At 42.9% G+C, this 16,147-nt stretch carries 17 protein-coding genes; 7 read left to right on the plus strand and 10 right to left on the minus strand.

Annotation, left to right across the window (positions count from 1 at the left end; translation table 11 throughout):
* Positions 1–259, plus strand: a 259-nt coding sequence (locus F6K53_RS33185; RefSeq protein WP_293083658.1) for a hypothetical protein, incomplete at its 5' end; no start/stop codon positions are given.
* Positions 260–337: 78 nt separating this feature from the next.
* Here F6K53_RS33185 and F6K53_RS33190 read toward each other — a convergent pair.
* From F6K53_RS33190 to F6K53_RS33205, 4 genes are all read right to left on the minus strand, one after another.
* A complete protein-coding gene (locus F6K53_RS33190) occupies positions 338–688 on the minus strand; it encodes a hypothetical protein (RefSeq protein WP_293083661.1) in 351 nt (116 codons plus the stop codon).
* A gap of 444 nt (positions 689–1,132) precedes the next feature.
* On the minus strand, positions 1,133–2,272 hold the full coding sequence (locus F6K53_RS33195) for a glycosyltransferase family 1 protein (RefSeq protein ID WP_293070445.1): 1,140 nt from the start codon (positions 2,270–2,272) through the stop codon (positions 1,133–1,135).
* Positions 2,273–2,591: 319 nt separating this feature from the next.
* A complete protein-coding gene (locus F6K53_RS33200; protein ID WP_293070447.1) occupies positions 2,592–5,171 on the minus strand; it encodes a CHAT domain-containing protein in 2,580 nt (859 codons plus the stop codon).
* 174 nt (positions 5,172–5,345) lie between these two features.
* A complete protein-coding gene (locus F6K53_RS33205) occupies positions 5,346–7,844 on the minus strand; it encodes a filamentous hemagglutinin N-terminal domain-containing protein (RefSeq protein ID WP_293070449.1) in 2,499 nt (832 codons plus the stop codon).
* A 301-nt stretch (positions 7,845–8,145) separates the two neighbouring features.
* On the opposite strand from F6K53_RS33205, the gene F6K53_RS33210 reads away from it, so the two are divergent.
* Positions 8,146–8,289, plus strand: coding sequence for a hypothetical protein (locus F6K53_RS33210; RefSeq protein WP_293070451.1), 144 nt, complete (start codon positions 8,146–8,148; stop codon positions 8,287–8,289).
* Positions 8,290–8,305: 16 nt separating this feature from the next.
* On the opposite strand, the gene upp is transcribed toward F6K53_RS33210, so the two are convergent.
* From upp to F6K53_RS33235, 5 genes are all read right to left on the minus strand, one after another.
* Positions 8,306–8,941: a uracil phosphoribosyltransferase gene (upp, locus tag F6K53_RS33215; protein ID WP_293070453.1), complete on the minus strand. Its 636-nt coding sequence runs from the start codon at positions 8,939–8,941 to the stop codon at positions 8,306–8,308.
* 123 nt (positions 8,942–9,064) lie between these two features.
* The gene (locus F6K53_RS33220; RefSeq protein WP_293019897.1) at positions 9,065–9,850 is read right to left on the minus strand and encodes a CHAT domain-containing protein; all 786 of its coding nucleotides are present in this window, start codon (positions 9,848–9,850) and stop codon (positions 9,065–9,067) included.
* A 48-nt stretch (positions 9,851–9,898) separates the two neighbouring features.
* A complete protein-coding gene (locus F6K53_RS33225) occupies positions 9,899–12,040 on the minus strand; it encodes a tetratricopeptide repeat protein (protein ID WP_293070455.1) in 2,142 nt (713 codons plus the stop codon).
* Positions 12,041–12,071: 31 nt separating this feature from the next.
* A complete protein-coding gene (locus F6K53_RS33230) occupies positions 12,072–12,965 on the minus strand; it encodes a hypothetical protein (RefSeq protein ID WP_293070457.1) in 894 nt (297 codons plus the stop codon).
* Complete coding sequence (locus F6K53_RS33235; RefSeq protein WP_293070459.1) at positions 12,916–13,062, minus strand: hypothetical protein; 147 nt, start codon at positions 13,060–13,062, stop codon at positions 12,916–12,918. The genes F6K53_RS33230 and F6K53_RS33235 overlap by 50 nt, the downstream gene beginning before the upstream one ends.
* A 317-nt stretch (positions 13,063–13,379) precedes the next feature.
* Here F6K53_RS33235 and F6K53_RS33240 point away from each other — a divergent pair, with 317 nt between their 5' ends.
* From F6K53_RS33240 to F6K53_RS33250, 3 genes are all read left to right on the plus strand, one after another.
* Positions 13,380–13,535 (plus strand): hypothetical protein, encoded by a 156-nt coding sequence (locus tag F6K53_RS33240; protein ID WP_293070461.1) that lies wholly within the window; start codon positions 13,380–13,382, stop codon positions 13,533–13,535.
* 222 nt (positions 13,536–13,757) lie between these two features.
* Complete coding sequence (locus tag F6K53_RS33245; protein WP_293070463.1) at positions 13,758–14,645, plus strand: Rpn family recombination-promoting nuclease/putative transposase; 888 nt, start codon at positions 13,758–13,760, stop codon at positions 14,643–14,645.
* A 100-nt stretch (positions 14,646–14,745) separates the two neighbouring features.
* Entirely contained in the window at positions 14,746–14,892 is a 147-nt protein-coding gene (locus F6K53_RS33250) for a hypothetical protein (RefSeq protein ID WP_293070465.1), read from the plus strand.
* Positions 14,893–14,937: 45 nt separating this feature from the next.
* On the opposite strand, the gene F6K53_RS33255 is transcribed toward F6K53_RS33250, so the two are convergent.
* Positions 14,938–15,075: a hypothetical protein gene (locus tag F6K53_RS33255; protein WP_293070467.1), complete on the minus strand. Its 138-nt coding sequence runs from the start codon at positions 15,073–15,075 to the stop codon at positions 14,938–14,940.
* A gap of 1 nt (position 15,076) precedes the next feature.
* Here F6K53_RS33255 and F6K53_RS33260 point away from each other — a divergent pair, with 1 nt between their 5' ends.
* The gene (locus tag F6K53_RS33260; RefSeq protein WP_293070469.1) at positions 15,077–15,520 is read left to right on the plus strand and encodes a pentapeptide repeat-containing protein; all 444 of its coding nucleotides are present in this window, start codon (positions 15,077–15,079) and stop codon (positions 15,518–15,520) included.
* Positions 15,521–15,567: 47 nt separating this feature from the next.
* The gene (locus F6K53_RS33265; RefSeq protein WP_293036485.1) at positions 15,568–15,810 is read left to right on the plus strand and encodes a hypothetical protein; all 243 of its coding nucleotides are present in this window, start codon (positions 15,568–15,570) and stop codon (positions 15,808–15,810) included.
* Positions 15,811–16,147: the final 337 nt, after the last annotated feature.

Raw genomic sequence — 16,147 nt, forward strand, 5'->3', positions numbered from 1 at the left:
CAATGATGGTTCCGATTATTTATCGGATGAATATGTCAAGGAAATACTGTCAGATATTAGACAACTAGTAAGTCCTCTAGATTTTGATATTTTTGTGTTACGAGTGATGGAGGAATTGTCCTGGATTGAAATTGAAGAACGCCTAAACTTAGCAAGTAATACAGCCTTGCGAAAACGATATCAGCGTATGAGGAAAGTTTTAAGAGACTATTTTTTTGATATCGACAACTCTATGCTCGAAGACTATGGCTTATCCTGAAGTAAGCTAATGCGCTACGGGCATATGCTGAACGCGCACGCGTGCGCGTAGCGCATTAGCTGAATGCTTACGTTACTCTTAAGGATTTCCAGTGAAACAAGCAAATTTATGACGTAGAGTTTCACTGCTCCTAGGTGATTTCTGGGAAACAAAGATTTCTAAATACTCTTCCAACTTGGCGGTTTGGTTTTTATAGGTATCAATATCATTGTCACTCAGCCAGCTAAATTGTTTGGCTATAACTAGATCAGCTTTATCTATCAACAGGCTAAGGATTTGGTCAGCTTCAGCTAGTTCGAGGATCTCAGCCATACGGTTGCTGTCTGACACAGACAAACTTGGACGCGCTGCCAGTTGGCAATACTCCAGCAATAGTTCCAATCGGCGTAGATTTGATTGGGTTGGGCTTTCTCTTGAGATCGTGTACATAGAAAATCTGTTCATGTCACACCACTTGTTACTTTGATTTGGCTTCAGTCTTTATTGGGCTTCACTACATTAGTGAGATTTTTGCTGTAATTAGGACACGAATCGAAAGGATTTCACAAAATCTTTATATCTAAGAGGTTTTTTGTAAAGCAACCATGAAGGTTGATCAGGTTGAATGTTGATCAGGTTGAAGGTTGAATGTTGATCAGGTTGAAGGTTGATCAGGTTGAAGGTTGAATGTTGATCAGGTTGAAGGTTGATCAGGTTGAAGGTTTAAGGTTTAAGGTTGAAGAGGTTGAAGAGGTTGAACGCCATGGACGAAGTCCCGCTTTGCTGCGAAGCGCGTGGCCTTTTGGCCAAGGTTTAATAACCAGTTAACCTGTAACCTTTAACCTGTAACCTTTAACCTGATCACCTGATCACCTGTTCCCTGTTCCCTGTTCCCTATTCCCTGTTCCCTATTCCCTTTGCGATATGATTTAGAATCTCTACCGTAGCTTGCCCAGTTTTTTGCCAACTAAATTCACTGGCTCTAGCAAGACCTGATTGGCGAAGATGCGATCGCATTTGAGCATCGGTTGCTACTGCTGCCATGGCTGCTGTGATTTCCTCAGGGTTGTAAGGATTGATTAATATAGCGGCATCTCCAGCTACTTCGGGTAAGGAGGAGAGATTGGCTGTAATTACAGGAGTACCGCAAGCCATTGCCTCTAATACAGGGATACCGAAGCCTTCCCAAAGACTGGGGAATACAAATGCGATCGCATTTCTAATCATGGTCGGTAACTGGTGCTGAGGAACATATCCCAGGAATTTGACCTGACTGGATATATTCAGTTCCTCCGCTTGGGCTTCCAGCAATGGTGTGTAGCGTTTATCCGTTGCGCCAGCAATCCAGAGTTGGTAGTCCTGGCAATTGGGTAGAGCAGCGAAAGCCTCAATCAGCCGATGGAGGTTTTTGTGGGGGTCTGGGCGTCCGATGTAGAGAAAATAGGGACAATTTTCCCGGTTTTCCCCATCTTTTCCACCATCTACTGTATCCACATAATAATATTGATTGGCATCGTAAGCCAGTAAGATCGGGGTGATTTTTGCGGCTGGAATCTTGAAGAAGTCAGTAAGGTCTCTAGCAGTAGCCCGAGAGTTACAGATGATGTGTTCTGCTTGAGCAAGAACTTGAGGGATATAGTAGCGTTGGTAGGTAGTTAAGGGTGAAAAACCCTGGGGAAACCGTAACCCAATCAAATCATGAACCATTACCACATAGCGGCAATTGGTGAAGAGGGGAGCTTCTGGAACAGGAGAAAACAGAAGATCCGTTCGCAATTTTTTATAAATTCGCGGCAGTTGAAACTGAGTCCACAACAGACGGCGAAAATGTCCTTTCGTGCCTTGTTCAGGGCTTAAATTCCCTGGAATTGGGTAGCAAGTGTAGGTAGTAGCACTGAAACGGCTAGACGCAGTGGAAGAAATTAGTAAGGTAGGGTCGAGAGGTTTTAAATAAGGAAAAAGATTAGCGGCATAGTTAGCAATACCCGTAGGTTGGGAAAATAGAATCGAGAGATTGACCAACAATTGGCTCATAAAAAAATAATTAAGAATTAAGAATTAAGAATTAAGAATTAAGAATTGATAATTAATAATTAGCTATTTGGAAATGCTATAAAATGCACAAGGCAATACTAAATATAATTTCAAGGGAATCATACTTTCAATAAATTGTACCTCGATAAGTGCGATAAACCCTATAATTTTTGTTGACTATTTTAATAAAATTAACGTTGCTTAACCCCTTTCTGTTCCCTGTTCCCTGTTCCCTATTCCCTACTCCCTACTCCCTACTCACTATTCCCTACTCCCTACTCCCTACTCCCTACTCCCTACTCCCTACTCCCTATTCCCTTTACAACCAATTACCGACTAGAATAAAAGGTGCCCAAAACAGAGGTTCATTAAACTTGGCATCTCCAATCAAATTTAGTTGGGCTTTCCTGACAGCTTCTGCTTTGGTGATTTCTGGCTGTTTTAGGTATTCGTAAAACTTGTTGATGAATATAGCAGTGGAGTCATCACGCACTTTCCACAATGTCCCTAAGGTAGAACGCGCTCCCGATTTAATCGCAAAACCCGCTAACCCTAACATCGCTTGATCGTCCCCTTTAGCAGTTTGACAAGCACTAAGAACGAGTAAATCAATTTTGTCTTCTCCCAACAATTCTTGAGTACGCAGCAGTTGCTCTAATTCTTTGACATTAATTTTATTTTCCCAGGTTAGTATAAACGTCTCCTCAGCTTTGGAGCTAAACTGACCATGAGTAGCTAAGTGTATCACATTGGAGGTTTTAGTGGTTATTTCCTTGGACACTCTCTCGCTAGTGAAGTCTTGATTGAGCATGATTGAGTCTGGGTTCAAGCTTTTAGAAATTTGCTGAATTTCCTGCTTCACCCCTGGTAAAGCTTTAAAGCCTTGACGAGCTTCACTCAATCCCCCAGCAATTATACTAAATTTCTCTTTTCGTAACGGTTGTGGATCTAGCAGTTGCAACCCTAGAGACAGGGAAATATTGTATTTTTCCATTAGATACTGCTCTCCATCGTGTAAGGCTGCCATCGGCAGTTTACGTAATTTGCCATCCAGGATAAACACGAGGGTTTTGGTATCCGTTAAAATTTGCTCTTGTTCCGCAGGTCGGATTAGCCAGTCATAAACTTTTTGGAGGTGGGGTAAACGTTGGTCTTGCTTAAAGACAGGATGGAGGGAGCTCAAAAATTTAGTCAGGGTTTGATCCACCTCTGCTGCAGGCACAGAAGTAGAATAATAGCCAATGGGTTTACCGGGGGCGGAGACAATCACAGCTAAACGTTCTGGCAAAATAATCGGGTAAATTACCGTTGCTGACCTGTCAATCTGATCAATTTGGGCAACATTAGCATCTAAACAAGCTTGCCGGAAAAAGTTATCCAATTCTGCTAATTGTAAATCCTCAATGATCTGGCGTGCCTTTTTCAGGTACTCTTGACTAGGATTACCGTCTAGCAACAATTCTACCAGTTCTCGGTATACTGGTTCAACGCTTTTTCGGAAGGAAAACTGGATATCTGGATTAATGGAAACCAAATCACCACGCAAAGTTTTTAAGTCTTTGACTGCTTCCGTATAGGCGGCGATCGCTTCCGTCGATTTTCCCTGTTTTTTGTGCAATTTTCCTAATTGCCAAGCCGCTTGGGAACTAATTTCCGTGGCGTTAATTTGTTGGGCAATAATTAAGGATTTTTGGGTAAGCTTGATAGCGTCAGCTAACTGACCATTGCTACTATAAAGTTTACCCCAGTGATAGAGGGCATAGGCTTCAGCTTGGGCATCCTTGAGTTTGCGGGCAGATTTCACCGCTTGCACAAGGATTTGATTGACTTGTTGGAGCGTCAAAGAGTTACCTTTGTTACCCATTTGTTGCCAACTAGCGGCTAAGTTGACTGCACCATAAACAGAGGAGCGACTGGGCTGTAATTGGCTCAGTTGTTGGTAAATTCGCGGAGCGAGAGCATTAGCCTTTTGCCACTGTTCTAATTGGACATAGAGGCGTAGTTGGTTGAGTCGAGTTTTAACTTTTTCTTCTGGATTGGTAGTTGCCTTTTCTGCCCGTTTAAAGTAATCTAATGCTGCTGAATTATCGCCAGAATCAAGGGCTGTATTGCCTAAACTCAACAGGATAATTCCTAATTGGTTAGTGGCTTCGATATCCTCCGCAATAGATAAGCTTTGTTCGAGTACCTCTCTACTAGCGCTTACATCCCCCAACACTTCTAAAGCGATCCCTAAACTTCTGAGCATTCCTACTTTAACAGCAGAATTTTCTGTAGTTGATAATTGTTGATTAATCTCTTCGAGTATATCTTTTGCACGATTATAAAATCCTAAGCTTTGGAGGGCTTCCGCTTGGTTGATTTTGCTAATAAAAGCACCAGTTTTATCTCCTGCTTGATCATAATATTTTTGTGCCAGTTGAAATGTTTCTAGGGCAGATTGGTTTTGTCCAGTGTGGAACAGTAGTCTAGCTTTTGTATTAAGAATTTGCGCCCACAACAGAGGATTATTACTGCTAGCTGATTCCACTAAATTAAGGCTGGATTCAATAGCGGTTTGGGCAAGGTCCCACTGACTTAGGTGTTGGTAAGCTAAGGATAGATAATTCAAACTCAAGGCTTGATGGAGAGAGTCACCGCGAGTTGCGTAATCTTGGGCTGCTTGTTCCCAGATTTCCGCTGCTTGGGCAAATTGTCCCCTGTTGAAATAGGCTCTGCCTTGGTTAAGTTTACTACGTTTACTGGTAGCCTGAGGAGTTTGGGCTTGCAAGGTCGGAGCAATAGTGATTTCAGAGTGGTGAGGAGATGCGATCGCTAAACTAGCTAAACTAGGAGTAGCTGTCAGTGCTAGCAATAAACTGGGTAATCCGACGGTGACTAAATTTAGGATGGTTTTCATGATTGTCTTGGTAAGATATTAATGGTTAAAGTAGGGTGGGCAAAATAATTTCATCATTAATACTCATTTGAAGCAAACTGTTTTTGCCCACCTTAGCAGTTAAAGTAGGGTGGGCAAAGTAATCGCTCTCATTAATACTGATTGGAACCAAACTGTTTTTGCCCACCCGACAATCTAATCCTCTTTAATCGCACAAGTTGCTCGTAGAAAATCCCCAGCCTGGCTCGAGTTAACAACAGCGACTAATTCGAGATTACCTTCTGAATTAATAATCCAAGCATTAGCTTCCACTATCGGTGCTTTAGTATTAGTGTCTGGTTTACGATCTTCAGCTTGGGGTATGGCGCGCACTATGGATAGATCAGATATATCCCGCACATCCGATAAAATTTGGCCACCGGGCACCATAGCACTGGGATCTTGGGGGATACCACCCCGTCCGGTAATATAAAAACTACTGGTAGCAGTCCAACCGCAACCTTTAGCGATTTGTTGAGTGCGATCGCGCAGTTCTGTCGGTAGTTGAATTAAGCCATTAGCGGGATCGGCGTCAGGATTGTTAATGGTGATCACCCCATCTACCCCAAACTGAGAACTAGCGGTAATGGCACTATCAGGAAATACAAATAAGCCTTGGGTAGTAATCTTAATCTCTCCACCATTGCCTCGATTAGCGTCGGCTTGGATCAAGCTCCGTTCCATCAGAGTGACTAAATCGGAGTTAATGGTAATTTTGCCACCATCGCTATCGTTATCAGCTTCCGCAGTAATACTGCTGCCATTACGCAATAGTAAACCGTTTGTGATATCGAGGTTAATATTGCCTTTTTTCCCAGAGAAGGTGGAGGCGGTGATAGTAGCGCCATAATTGAGGTTGATGGTATCAGCCTTAATAAATAATTCTCCCCCATCACCAAATCCTTCATTTCTGACCCTAATTTCGGCATCTTGGGTATCGGGATCTCCTGAGATAGTTAACTCGGAAGTATTAATCGTGATGTTGCCAGCATTGGCAGTGGGGATGGGGTCTAGTCCAAATAGTCTTCGGAATATAGGAATAGGACGTCCTACCCTACTAGAAATCAGAGTCGTGGTAGAACGAGTTGGCAGGGTATCGAGTAAGGTGACAGACTCCGAAGCATTGATGGTAACACTACCAGCATTACCAGAATCAAAAGCAGAAGCATCAATTACTCCTCCATCGGTGAGCCACAATCTGGCTGTATTTACCTCCACATTACCCCCATCACCTTCACCAAAAGAGGCAGCACTAACTGCAGTATCCCTGTTGACACCTGAAAGTAAACCCACTATATCAATGGATTCTGTAGCATTGAGGGTGATATTACCCCCATCACCTTCACCAGCAGTAAAGGTTAAAATGTGTCCTACAGCTATTTTTAGTTGATTGGTGGATATGGTAATATCCCCTGCTCTGCCTTTGCTGAAGGTCAAAGAATTTACATCACTAGTCAAATCACTGGGATTCTCAGGGTTCAAAGCGGCCCAACCAATTATATTTACTGATTCAGGAGCAACAATGTTGATATTCCCTGAGTCACCTTCTCCAAAGGCGTTGATCAATAGATGTGCTCCCCCAAGCACGTTTAAATTTTTGGTAATAATTTCTATATCTCCTCCGTCACCACTGGATATGGAGAGGTTAGCCACAAAGGTATTGAAACTGCCGTTGGCGTCATTATCTCCGATAGTTACACTTTCAGTACCATGAAGTATCGTATTTCCCGCACTTTGACTACCTTCATTCTGAGTCAGTATGCTGGAGTTATCTCCGACTGTAATGGTTGCTCCTCTCAATCTGATTGAGCCAGCGGTGTTTCCACTGGTATCAAGGAGGGCGTTTTCGGTCAGTTGAATATCTCCTAAGTTTGACAGTTGACTCAAGTCCAGATCCCAGCCGGATGCTACTGGTGTTAATGGCACCATCGCACTAGAATTGTTGCTCCCTACTGCGGCGATTTCGATTTGTCCTCCTTCTGCCGATAGTAAACCACCCCTGAGGCTAATCGATCCTCCTACCAAGGCTATAGTATTCCCTGGTTGAACCTGTAATTGGGACCCGAAATTACTGCGATCGAAAGGAGCGAAAAGACTGCCATTTAGGATCTGTCCTGGACCAGTTACTGTAATATTTCCCGGATTTGTTCCCATCTGTAAACCAGGGGTAATATTAATCGTTAATAACGGCGCTTGGTTTGGTTCAGTGGCACTAAATTCAATCCCATCTCCAAATACTACACTCTCCGCAGTAGTAGCGAAAAATGAACCACCTAAGCCTATGGAAGCATTTTGCCCAAAGATAATCCCAGCGGGATTAATCAGAAATAAATTAGCGTTACCATTAGCATGAATCAAGCCGTCAATGTTAGAAATATTTCCTCCGGTGACACGGCTAAAGATATTGACAATATCCCCAGCATTGTTAAAAAAGGCTGACCCGTTGCTGGGTACAGAAAATTCCGAGAAGCTATGAAACAAATGATCTGAAGTCCTTACCCCAGATTCAATCAAGAAATTCACCCCATCATCACTAGTCACCGTAGTGGATAAGGTGCCATCACTGCTGATTTGGGCGGTGGCGATATTGGGGATGAGGACACTAGAGAGTAAAAGATGGCCGAGTAAATAGCATCGCTGAATAGTTTGATTCATCAACTTGACCCTGGTGGCTGATGTAACTTCGGTTTGAGTGGGATATGCTTATTTATCCCATCAGCGATGGTCAAACTCACAAATCGTCAGCTGTCAGTTGTCAGCCGTGAGCTAAAAGCTCACGCGTGCGCGTTCAGCTGTCAGCTAAAGTAGCTAAAGTAGGGTGGGCAAAGTAATCTCATCATTAATACTGATTGGAACCAAACTGTTTTTGCCCACCCTACAATCTACAATCTATGGCCACGCTACGCGAACGGGATAATTTAATAGTTCGAGATTATAGCACTACGCATTAAGGTGTTTGACATTGATACAAGCTGCCAAAGCTGTTATACCAAACTTTTGCCTTTTTCCTTTTGCCTTTTGCCTGTTGCCTGTTGCCTTTTGCCTGTTGCCTTTTGCCTGTTCCCTGTTCCCTATTCCCAGATCCGCTGTTCCCTATTGAAAACCGCTATATTAGATTACTTCGTACCATACAAGCGATCGCCTGCATCCCCAAGTCCTGGAACAATATAGCCATGGTGATCTAATTCTTGATCAATAGCCGCCGTATAAATCACTACATCCGGATGCTGCTGTTGGAAATAGTCAAGCCCTTGCTGTGCGGCTAATAAGCACAGAAACTTAATGGACTTCGGGCTAACTTCCTTGAGTCGGTCAACAGCAGCAACGGCAGTATTACCTGTAGCTAACATCGGATCAACCACCAACACATCTCGCTGAGTCATATCATCGGGGAGTTTGAAATAATATTCGATGGGCACAAAGGTATGGGGGTCACGGTACAAACCGATATGACCGACACGAGAGGATGGGATTAGTTCTAGAATACCATCTAACAGACCCTGTCCAGCTCGCATAATCGAGACAATCACCATCTTCTTTTCTGAAGCCAGCATCGGAGCTAGCATCGGCGAGATTGGTGTATTGATTGGTTCATACTTCAGGGGCAAATCCCGTGTTACCTCGTATGCCAACAATAACCCAACTTCTTTAAGGAGTTTACGAAATTTGGCTGTACTCGTTCCAGCCTGACGCATCAGGCTTAACTTATGCTGCACAAGGGGATGGTAAATTACTTTGACATTATTGATCATTATAGCGGTTTTCAATTGGGTGAGGTACAGAGTCTTGGGTTTTAGGGAACAGGGAACAGGGAACAGGGAACAGGGAACAGGGAACAGGGAACAGGGAACAGGGAAAAAATCCTGTGTACCTGATTAGGCTAGAAACAAATCATCTACCGACCACTGGGTACTAACCACACTCCTGGCTCCAGCACAGAGAAAACCGGTAGCTAGACTAAGCAAATCATCAGTAATTTTGGTAGGAGTGAAATTAACCTCGCAGGCTGAGACAACAACTTCGGAAAGATTGGGCATCCGCCAACCAGGAGTTAAAAGTTGACCCAGGGTCAGGGCACCATCTCCTAACCTTAACTGAGATTCCAACGGCTTCATGACGTTAGATTTGGCATGATGGCTGGAGTGGAGGATATGCACTTGCTGGGCTAAGGTTTGGTATGATTTGACCGTGGCATCCCGTCCTTGTAAGCGCTGCTCAGCAGGAACGTGATACATTTCCGCAACGGTTTTGCATTCAAAACTGCTAAAGGGCAGATCTTCCGTAGCATCTTCGACTATACCCATTTGCTGACCTTCAATTGCTGGGCGTTGGTGGCAATAGTGGAGGATTTGGCAACTGGGAACCAAGCGAATACCAAAGCGATCGCATAAGTAAGTAGTTTGGGTAACAGATTTAGTGGCAGAGGATTTGGAGGATTTGCTGCCCAAGACCATACCGCGAGTTTGGGGAAGAGAACTCTTTTCTTGCTCCGCTGGTAATAAACCCTCTTGCTCCTCACTTTTTAAGGGCAACGCAGCAAAAGGAATCTGATGTAAAAATATATGAGGCACAATAATCAACTCTTCAATCCCAGTCAGATACTGTCCCACCAGCTTTTCCAACTGCAAGCGCTCAGCAAGTTCCTGAAGAAAATCCCCCATCTTATGTTTCCATTCACTGTTTGAACCAACATAGGGAATAAACCAGTTTTATAAAATCCAATTCTGTAGTGCTTCTCCTCCCTGGCCTACACAAGTAAAAACTTGAGGACTGCGATCCTTGAGCAGGATAAAAATATGGGTATCCTTACCCGTTGTATAGAAACTGAGCAGAGCAGTGGTTGGTTCCTCGATTAACTGCTGCATTTGCTTCCAATCGAGATGATTCACTTGAATTTGTCCTGCCAAAACCGGGTCATAGCTGCGCAGTTGTTGCCAAACTTGCTGTTTTTGTGCCTCTAATTCCTGGATTTCTTTCTGGTATTTTAATAAAGCGTCCCTAGTCAAGGATTGATCAGATTGTTTCACTGCCATTCCCAATGACATGGTTTTATTAGGACTTCCTGCCAAAACTGGAACAGCCTCCGAAGCATAACCAAAACGGAGGGAATTAATACGCCGTTGCAGTTCCTCGTAGTCCTGCAAAAGCTGTTTTAGTTCTGGAACAATTTCTCCCTCTTGGTCTAATTGATTACTAGCCATCATATCTACCAACCGTTGGGCACGAGAACGTTCAGCATATTCCAGTGCTTTCTCGATTTCTCCTAAATTGAGGTAAGCTTGTACTATGTTGCCATATACCTCAATGGCATCAGCAAGAATCTTTTGGCGACGCTCCTCATCAATTACCCAACTCCGGCTTTGTTCTACCGCTTGGATAGCTAGGGCGTAGCCTTCGATAGCTAGTTGCCAATTGTTATTTTCCAGAGCAAAATTACCTAAATTGCGAGCTGTTTTCAGACAGTCGAGAGGTAAGTTGTCTGGAGTATGGATTTGTAGGGCATTTTTATAAGCAGTGATAGCTTGTTCGATATTCTCGGCTATATCTCCTTTTATTCTATTCTTGTAGGCAATACCGAGATTGTTTTGAGTCCTTGCCCACTCTTGGGGAAATGCTGACTTTTTACGGATTTCTAGGGCATGTTGATAATAAGCGATGGCTTGTTCGATATTCTCGGCTCTATCTCCTTTTATTCTCTTATTGTAGGCAGCACCGAGATTGTTTTGAGTCATTGCCCAATATTGAGGAAATGCTGACTTTTTACGGATTTCTAGGGCATGTTGATAAGCAGTGATGGCTTCTTCGATATTCTCGGCTCTATCTCCTTTTATTCTATCCAAGTAGGCATTGCCCAGATTGGTTTGAGTAATTACCCAATCTTGGGGAAATGCTGACTTGGTACGGATTTCTAGGGCATGTTGATAAGCAGTGATGGCTTCTTCGATATTCTCGGCTCTATCTCCTTTTATTCTATCCAAGTAGGCATTGCCCAGATTGGTTTGAGTAATTGCCCAATCTTGGGGAAATGCTGACTTGGTACGGATTTCTAGGGCATGTTGATAAGCAGTGATGGCTTCTTCGATATTCTCGGCTCTATCTCCTTTTATTCTATTCTTGTAGGCAATACCCAGATTGATTTGAGTGGTTGCCCAATCTTGGGGAAATGCTGACTTGGTAAGGATTTCTAGGGCATGTTGATAAGCAGTGATGGCTTCTTGGATATTCTCGGCTCTATCTCCTTTTATTCTATCCAAGTAGGCATTGCCCAGATTGATTTGAGTGGTTGCCCAATGTTGGGGAAATGCCTCCAAGGTAAAAACTGTGAGAATAACTTCATAACTAACAATGGCAATTTCTAGGTTATTAGCTATGTTACCAAGAGGAAACTGTTGAATCAAATTACCGAATTCGCCAATAACTCTAGCAATAATTTCAGCTTCTTTTGGCTGAAGTTGAGGGAGGGTTTCCCTTGCCCAAGATAGCAGTATCTGCCCTAAGTTTTCATCTAGCTTGTCAAGGTTCTGTTCCAGTAGGGGGTAAATGGATTGAGGACTATGGTCAGTTTCAACTGCCTGCAAGATGGACATTAGGAAATTGAAATAGTCTTCTAAAGGAACTTCAGTCGAATGAATCTTGAGTATCTCTGCTAAGTGCTGAGCAAAACTTCGCAACCAATTGGCATTGTTATCTCCATCCTCTTCCATTTGTGCTGCTACTGCTGCCATTATCTGCACCAACTCCTGATTCACTAGTTCTGTGTTGGCTTGCAGTATTTCCCCTTCCTGTCCTTTGGGGCATTGCAGCAGTTGTTGGATCAGGTTTAAATAAGCTTCAATTGCTTGTTCGTCCATATTTTCCTATTCTATTTCCTGTTACCTAATTCTAAGCAGATGCTTCTACTACCTGGAAAGAGCGATAAAATGCTTGCCAATTATTGCTATCTTCTGCCAACCTTGTCCACAATTCCTTAAGCCGTTTCGGATTCAACTTCGGAGCTGCTTCCTTTTGATTAGGCGTTAACCAAGGTAAATCTAAGGAATCGTCTAAGACAATAGCCAGAAACTCCTCTTGCCCTGTGCTATTAAATCTTATCTTTTCATTGTAATATGTTGCCCCTAGCTGAGGCATAAGTATTTTCTTGTCTTGGAGTCGATTAAGTGGAGCAAAAGCTTGGGAAGGACAGACTACATAGTTGCTATCTTCTAAACCGCGATTTAATAACAACACATGCTGTTGGTCACAATCTAGCTCCACATGTATATAGTAGGGAATGTTACAACCAATTACAGGTGGCTCGTCTCTATTCCCTGGGGGTACAACCAAGCCTCTGAGAGTAGGATCTGGAGTAAAACGAAGCCAATGGGAAGGAGATGCCGCTTTTTTAATTAGGTCTTGCCAAAGCCAATCCATTTGCCAGTAAGGAAATTTATGTTCCCATAACCAGCCATAAGCAATTCGCCAGGGAGATTGTTTTTCATCCCCTGGTCTTCCTCGTTTATGCTCCCAATTTACCCCATGTTTCGCCATTTCCTCCCGAAACTGCTTTTTCAGCTTTTTCAGTACTTCGGCCAGGGTAGCATTAATGCTCTGTTCATTAAACGCTCCCAGTTTTGTGTCCATTTTGCGAGCAATCTCGACATTCTCTTCTTGCCAGTTGTCAGGACTAAAACGCAGTTGAAAGCATACTTTTTGGGTTTCGGAGGTTTTGGATATCGGGAAAATCTGGTCAGCTATTTCTGCCAGGAACTGTTGTTGTTGAGATTGTTGGTTGGTCATGGTATTTATCATAAGAAAGGGAGTAGGGAGTAGGGAGTAGGGAGTAGGGAGTAGGGAGTAGGGAGTAGGGAGTAGGGAGTAGGGAGTAGGGTGGCACAGGCTTCTAGCCTGTGAAACTTAACTCTCATAAGCTGTTCGCGTAGCGTGCGCATAGCGCATTAGCTGACCACTGACCGCTGAATGCTTAACTAAATTATGCCATGTAGATTGCGAATTGTGTTAGCTACTTCAAAATTTTTATTTGTTTTTATTTTAGCATATTTTAGTTTATTAGTTCATACTTAAAACGCCTATTTTTATTTAATTATATTTTCCAGTAAATACCGTTCCAAATTTTTATATCAAAGCCCTATACACCTATTTTTTTACTCCATAAGCTAGAAGTCAGATGCATTTAATTTAAACATCATGGCCATGACCAAGAAGACTAATCGCAACCGAAAACGTTGGCTATTAATAGAGTTCGTTGTGGAGTTACTAGCTTTGTTCCTTGATGCAAACCTAATCATAGTGTTGAATCTTTGCTTGTTGATTTGGCGTTGGCTCAGGGAAGAAGAAGAGGAGGAGTAGGGTCCATATCATAGTTGTAAAAAAGAAAGTAAGTGTGGCAAGGGTGGGGAGATGGGGAGTGTAAGGTAAACAGGATTTTTTCCCTCTTCCCTCTTACCTGCTCCCTGCTCCCTGCTCCCTGCTCCCTAAAACCTAGATATTTGTACCTCACAAGTCTTATAATTGCTATAGTTGTAGTCTACTACTTCTTTGACTAAGCGCACCCTCAGCCCAATCTCAGCCATGAAATTCATCAGCCCCAAAACCGACTTTGCCTTTAAAAAAATCTTTGCCTCCCAGGAAAGTAAGCCGATTCTGATTAGCTTCCTCAATGCTCTTGTCTATCACAATCAACCTCTCATCCAAGATTTGGAAATTATTGATCCTTATCAGTCTTCTCCTCTGCCAATCCTCAAAGACTCTTTCCTCGATGTGAAAGCTAAGCTGAAGGATGGTTCTCTAGTGATTATTGAAATGCAGGTTTTGCAGGTAGAGTCTTTTGCTCGTCGAGTTTTGTATAACGCAGCTAAAGCTTACTCACTACAATTAGGTAAAGGGGAAGGCTACCGTTATCTCAAACCAGTGATTGCTCTGACCATTACCGATTTTATTATGTTTCCTGAGCATAATCAGGTAATTAATCATTTTGAGTTCCGAGAAAAAAGTACTAACATCAGCTACGTAGAAAATCACTTAGAATTATTGTTTGTAGAGTTACCGAAATTTGAGAAGCAGTTGGAGGAGTTAGAAGAATTGGATGAGTTGTGGATGTATTTTTTAAAAAATGCCCCTTCCTTAGATACAGTCCCAGAGAAAATGGCACAACTCCCAGAGTTTCAACAGGCATTTGGGATTGCTTCTCAGGCGAATTTAACCAGGAAGGAGTTGGAAGAACTAGGAAAACGAGAAATGTTTATTCATGACCAACAAGGGCTGATTATTTTTGCTGAGAGACAAGGGAGAGAAAAAGGAATGAAACAAGGAATAGAAGAAGGCATGAAACAAGGGAGAGAAGAAGGGGAGAAAGAAAAAGCCCAAACAATTGCACGCCAACTTATGCCTCTTTTGGATGATGAAACGATTAGCCAAACTACTGGCATACCTGTAGAGGAAATTAGGAAGCTTCGCTGAACAACTCAAAAGGCAATAGACTAATGAAGAATGAAGAATGAAGAATTTAGAATGAAGAATTTAGAATGAAGAATTTAGAATGAAGAATGAAGAATGAAGAATGAAGAATGAAGAATTTAGAATGAAGAATGAAGAATTTAGAATGAAGAATGAAGAATTTAGAATGAAGAATGAAGAATTTAGAATGAAGAATGAAGAATTAATTTTTAGCATTAGCCAGTTTTGTAGGGTGGGCAAGGGGAAATAAATTGGTTGGAGCGCTTGGATTGACCAATCACCTTGCCCACCAGGATTAACTGTGGCTAGCTAGCTTGGCTTTTGGCGTTGCTGAATCAACTAATGAATAGCAGTAGAGTGGGCATCTTGCCCGCTCGACCAGATATTGATAACGGGCAAGATGCCCGTTCCACCAAGATGCCCGTTCCACCAAGATGCCCGTTCCACCAAGATGCCCATTCTACAGGTGCGACCCAAGGGCGCGAGGGATTGCTCGCGCCCTTGGAGGCGCGCACCTACTCTTAAAACCAGATGATCGCGCATTCATTCGAAGATTCAGCAACGCCAACCTTAGGGGTGTTAATCTCAGTAGTCTTAATCTCAGCCATGCTGACTTAAGTGATACTGACTTAAGGGATGCCAAACTCAGTGGGGCTGACTTGAGTGGCGCTGACTTGAGTGGCGCTGACTTGAGTGGCGCTAGCTTGATTTCAGCAAACTTAAGCCATGCTAATCTCAGTAATGCCCAAGTCACAGGAACTCGGTTTGGGAAAAATCCCGGTCTGGTTGAACAGACTAAGGATAACCTGATCAAGGGAGGAGGGATCTGGGAACCTAGTATCACCGAAGTGCTTCTGGCATTGATCGAGTTAAATTAACCCATAAACTAGAGCAAGACCCCCGTTTTGCAGCTCGTTTTTATCGATTGCTTGCTGCTGCTATTGCTGATCGAATACACCTGACCACAATTAGCTTACTTTACTTCGAGAAAGAGTATCAGATAGAAGACCCGATGGCGACTCACCTGAAGATTGATGAACTAACAACCTCTAGTCACTATCGGTTCATGGCGAAACCGATTCATAAGGACTCAATCAAAACCTATGAAAAAGTTATTTTAGACAAAACTAAGGCAGCGTTACTGATTAATGGAGTGATTGAATCGTGAGCTATCAGCTATCAGTTATCAGCTATCAGCTATCAGCTATCAGTTTATGCGCTACGCGCACGCTACTTGAGGTGCTATCAGCTTTTGAATAAAATAAGCTGAAAACTGATTAATGACGGCTGACGGCTGACCACTGATGGCTGACCACTGATGGCTGACCGCTGACCGCTGACCGCTGACCGCTGACCGCTGATAGCTAAAAATTAATCCTCTTTTTTAATCACTTTAAACTCATCTAGCAATTGCACCCAATTGATGGCATCTCTCTTATCATAAACCCACCCGATCAGATTGATATCTCCTGTTTCCCAAGCAAATTTCCACCAAGCATCTAACT

This window comes from Moorena sp. SIO4A1, assembly GCF_010672065.1.
In the GTDB taxonomy this organism is placed as follows: Bacteria; Cyanobacteriota; Cyanobacteriia; order Cyanobacteriales; family Coleofasciculaceae; genus Moorena.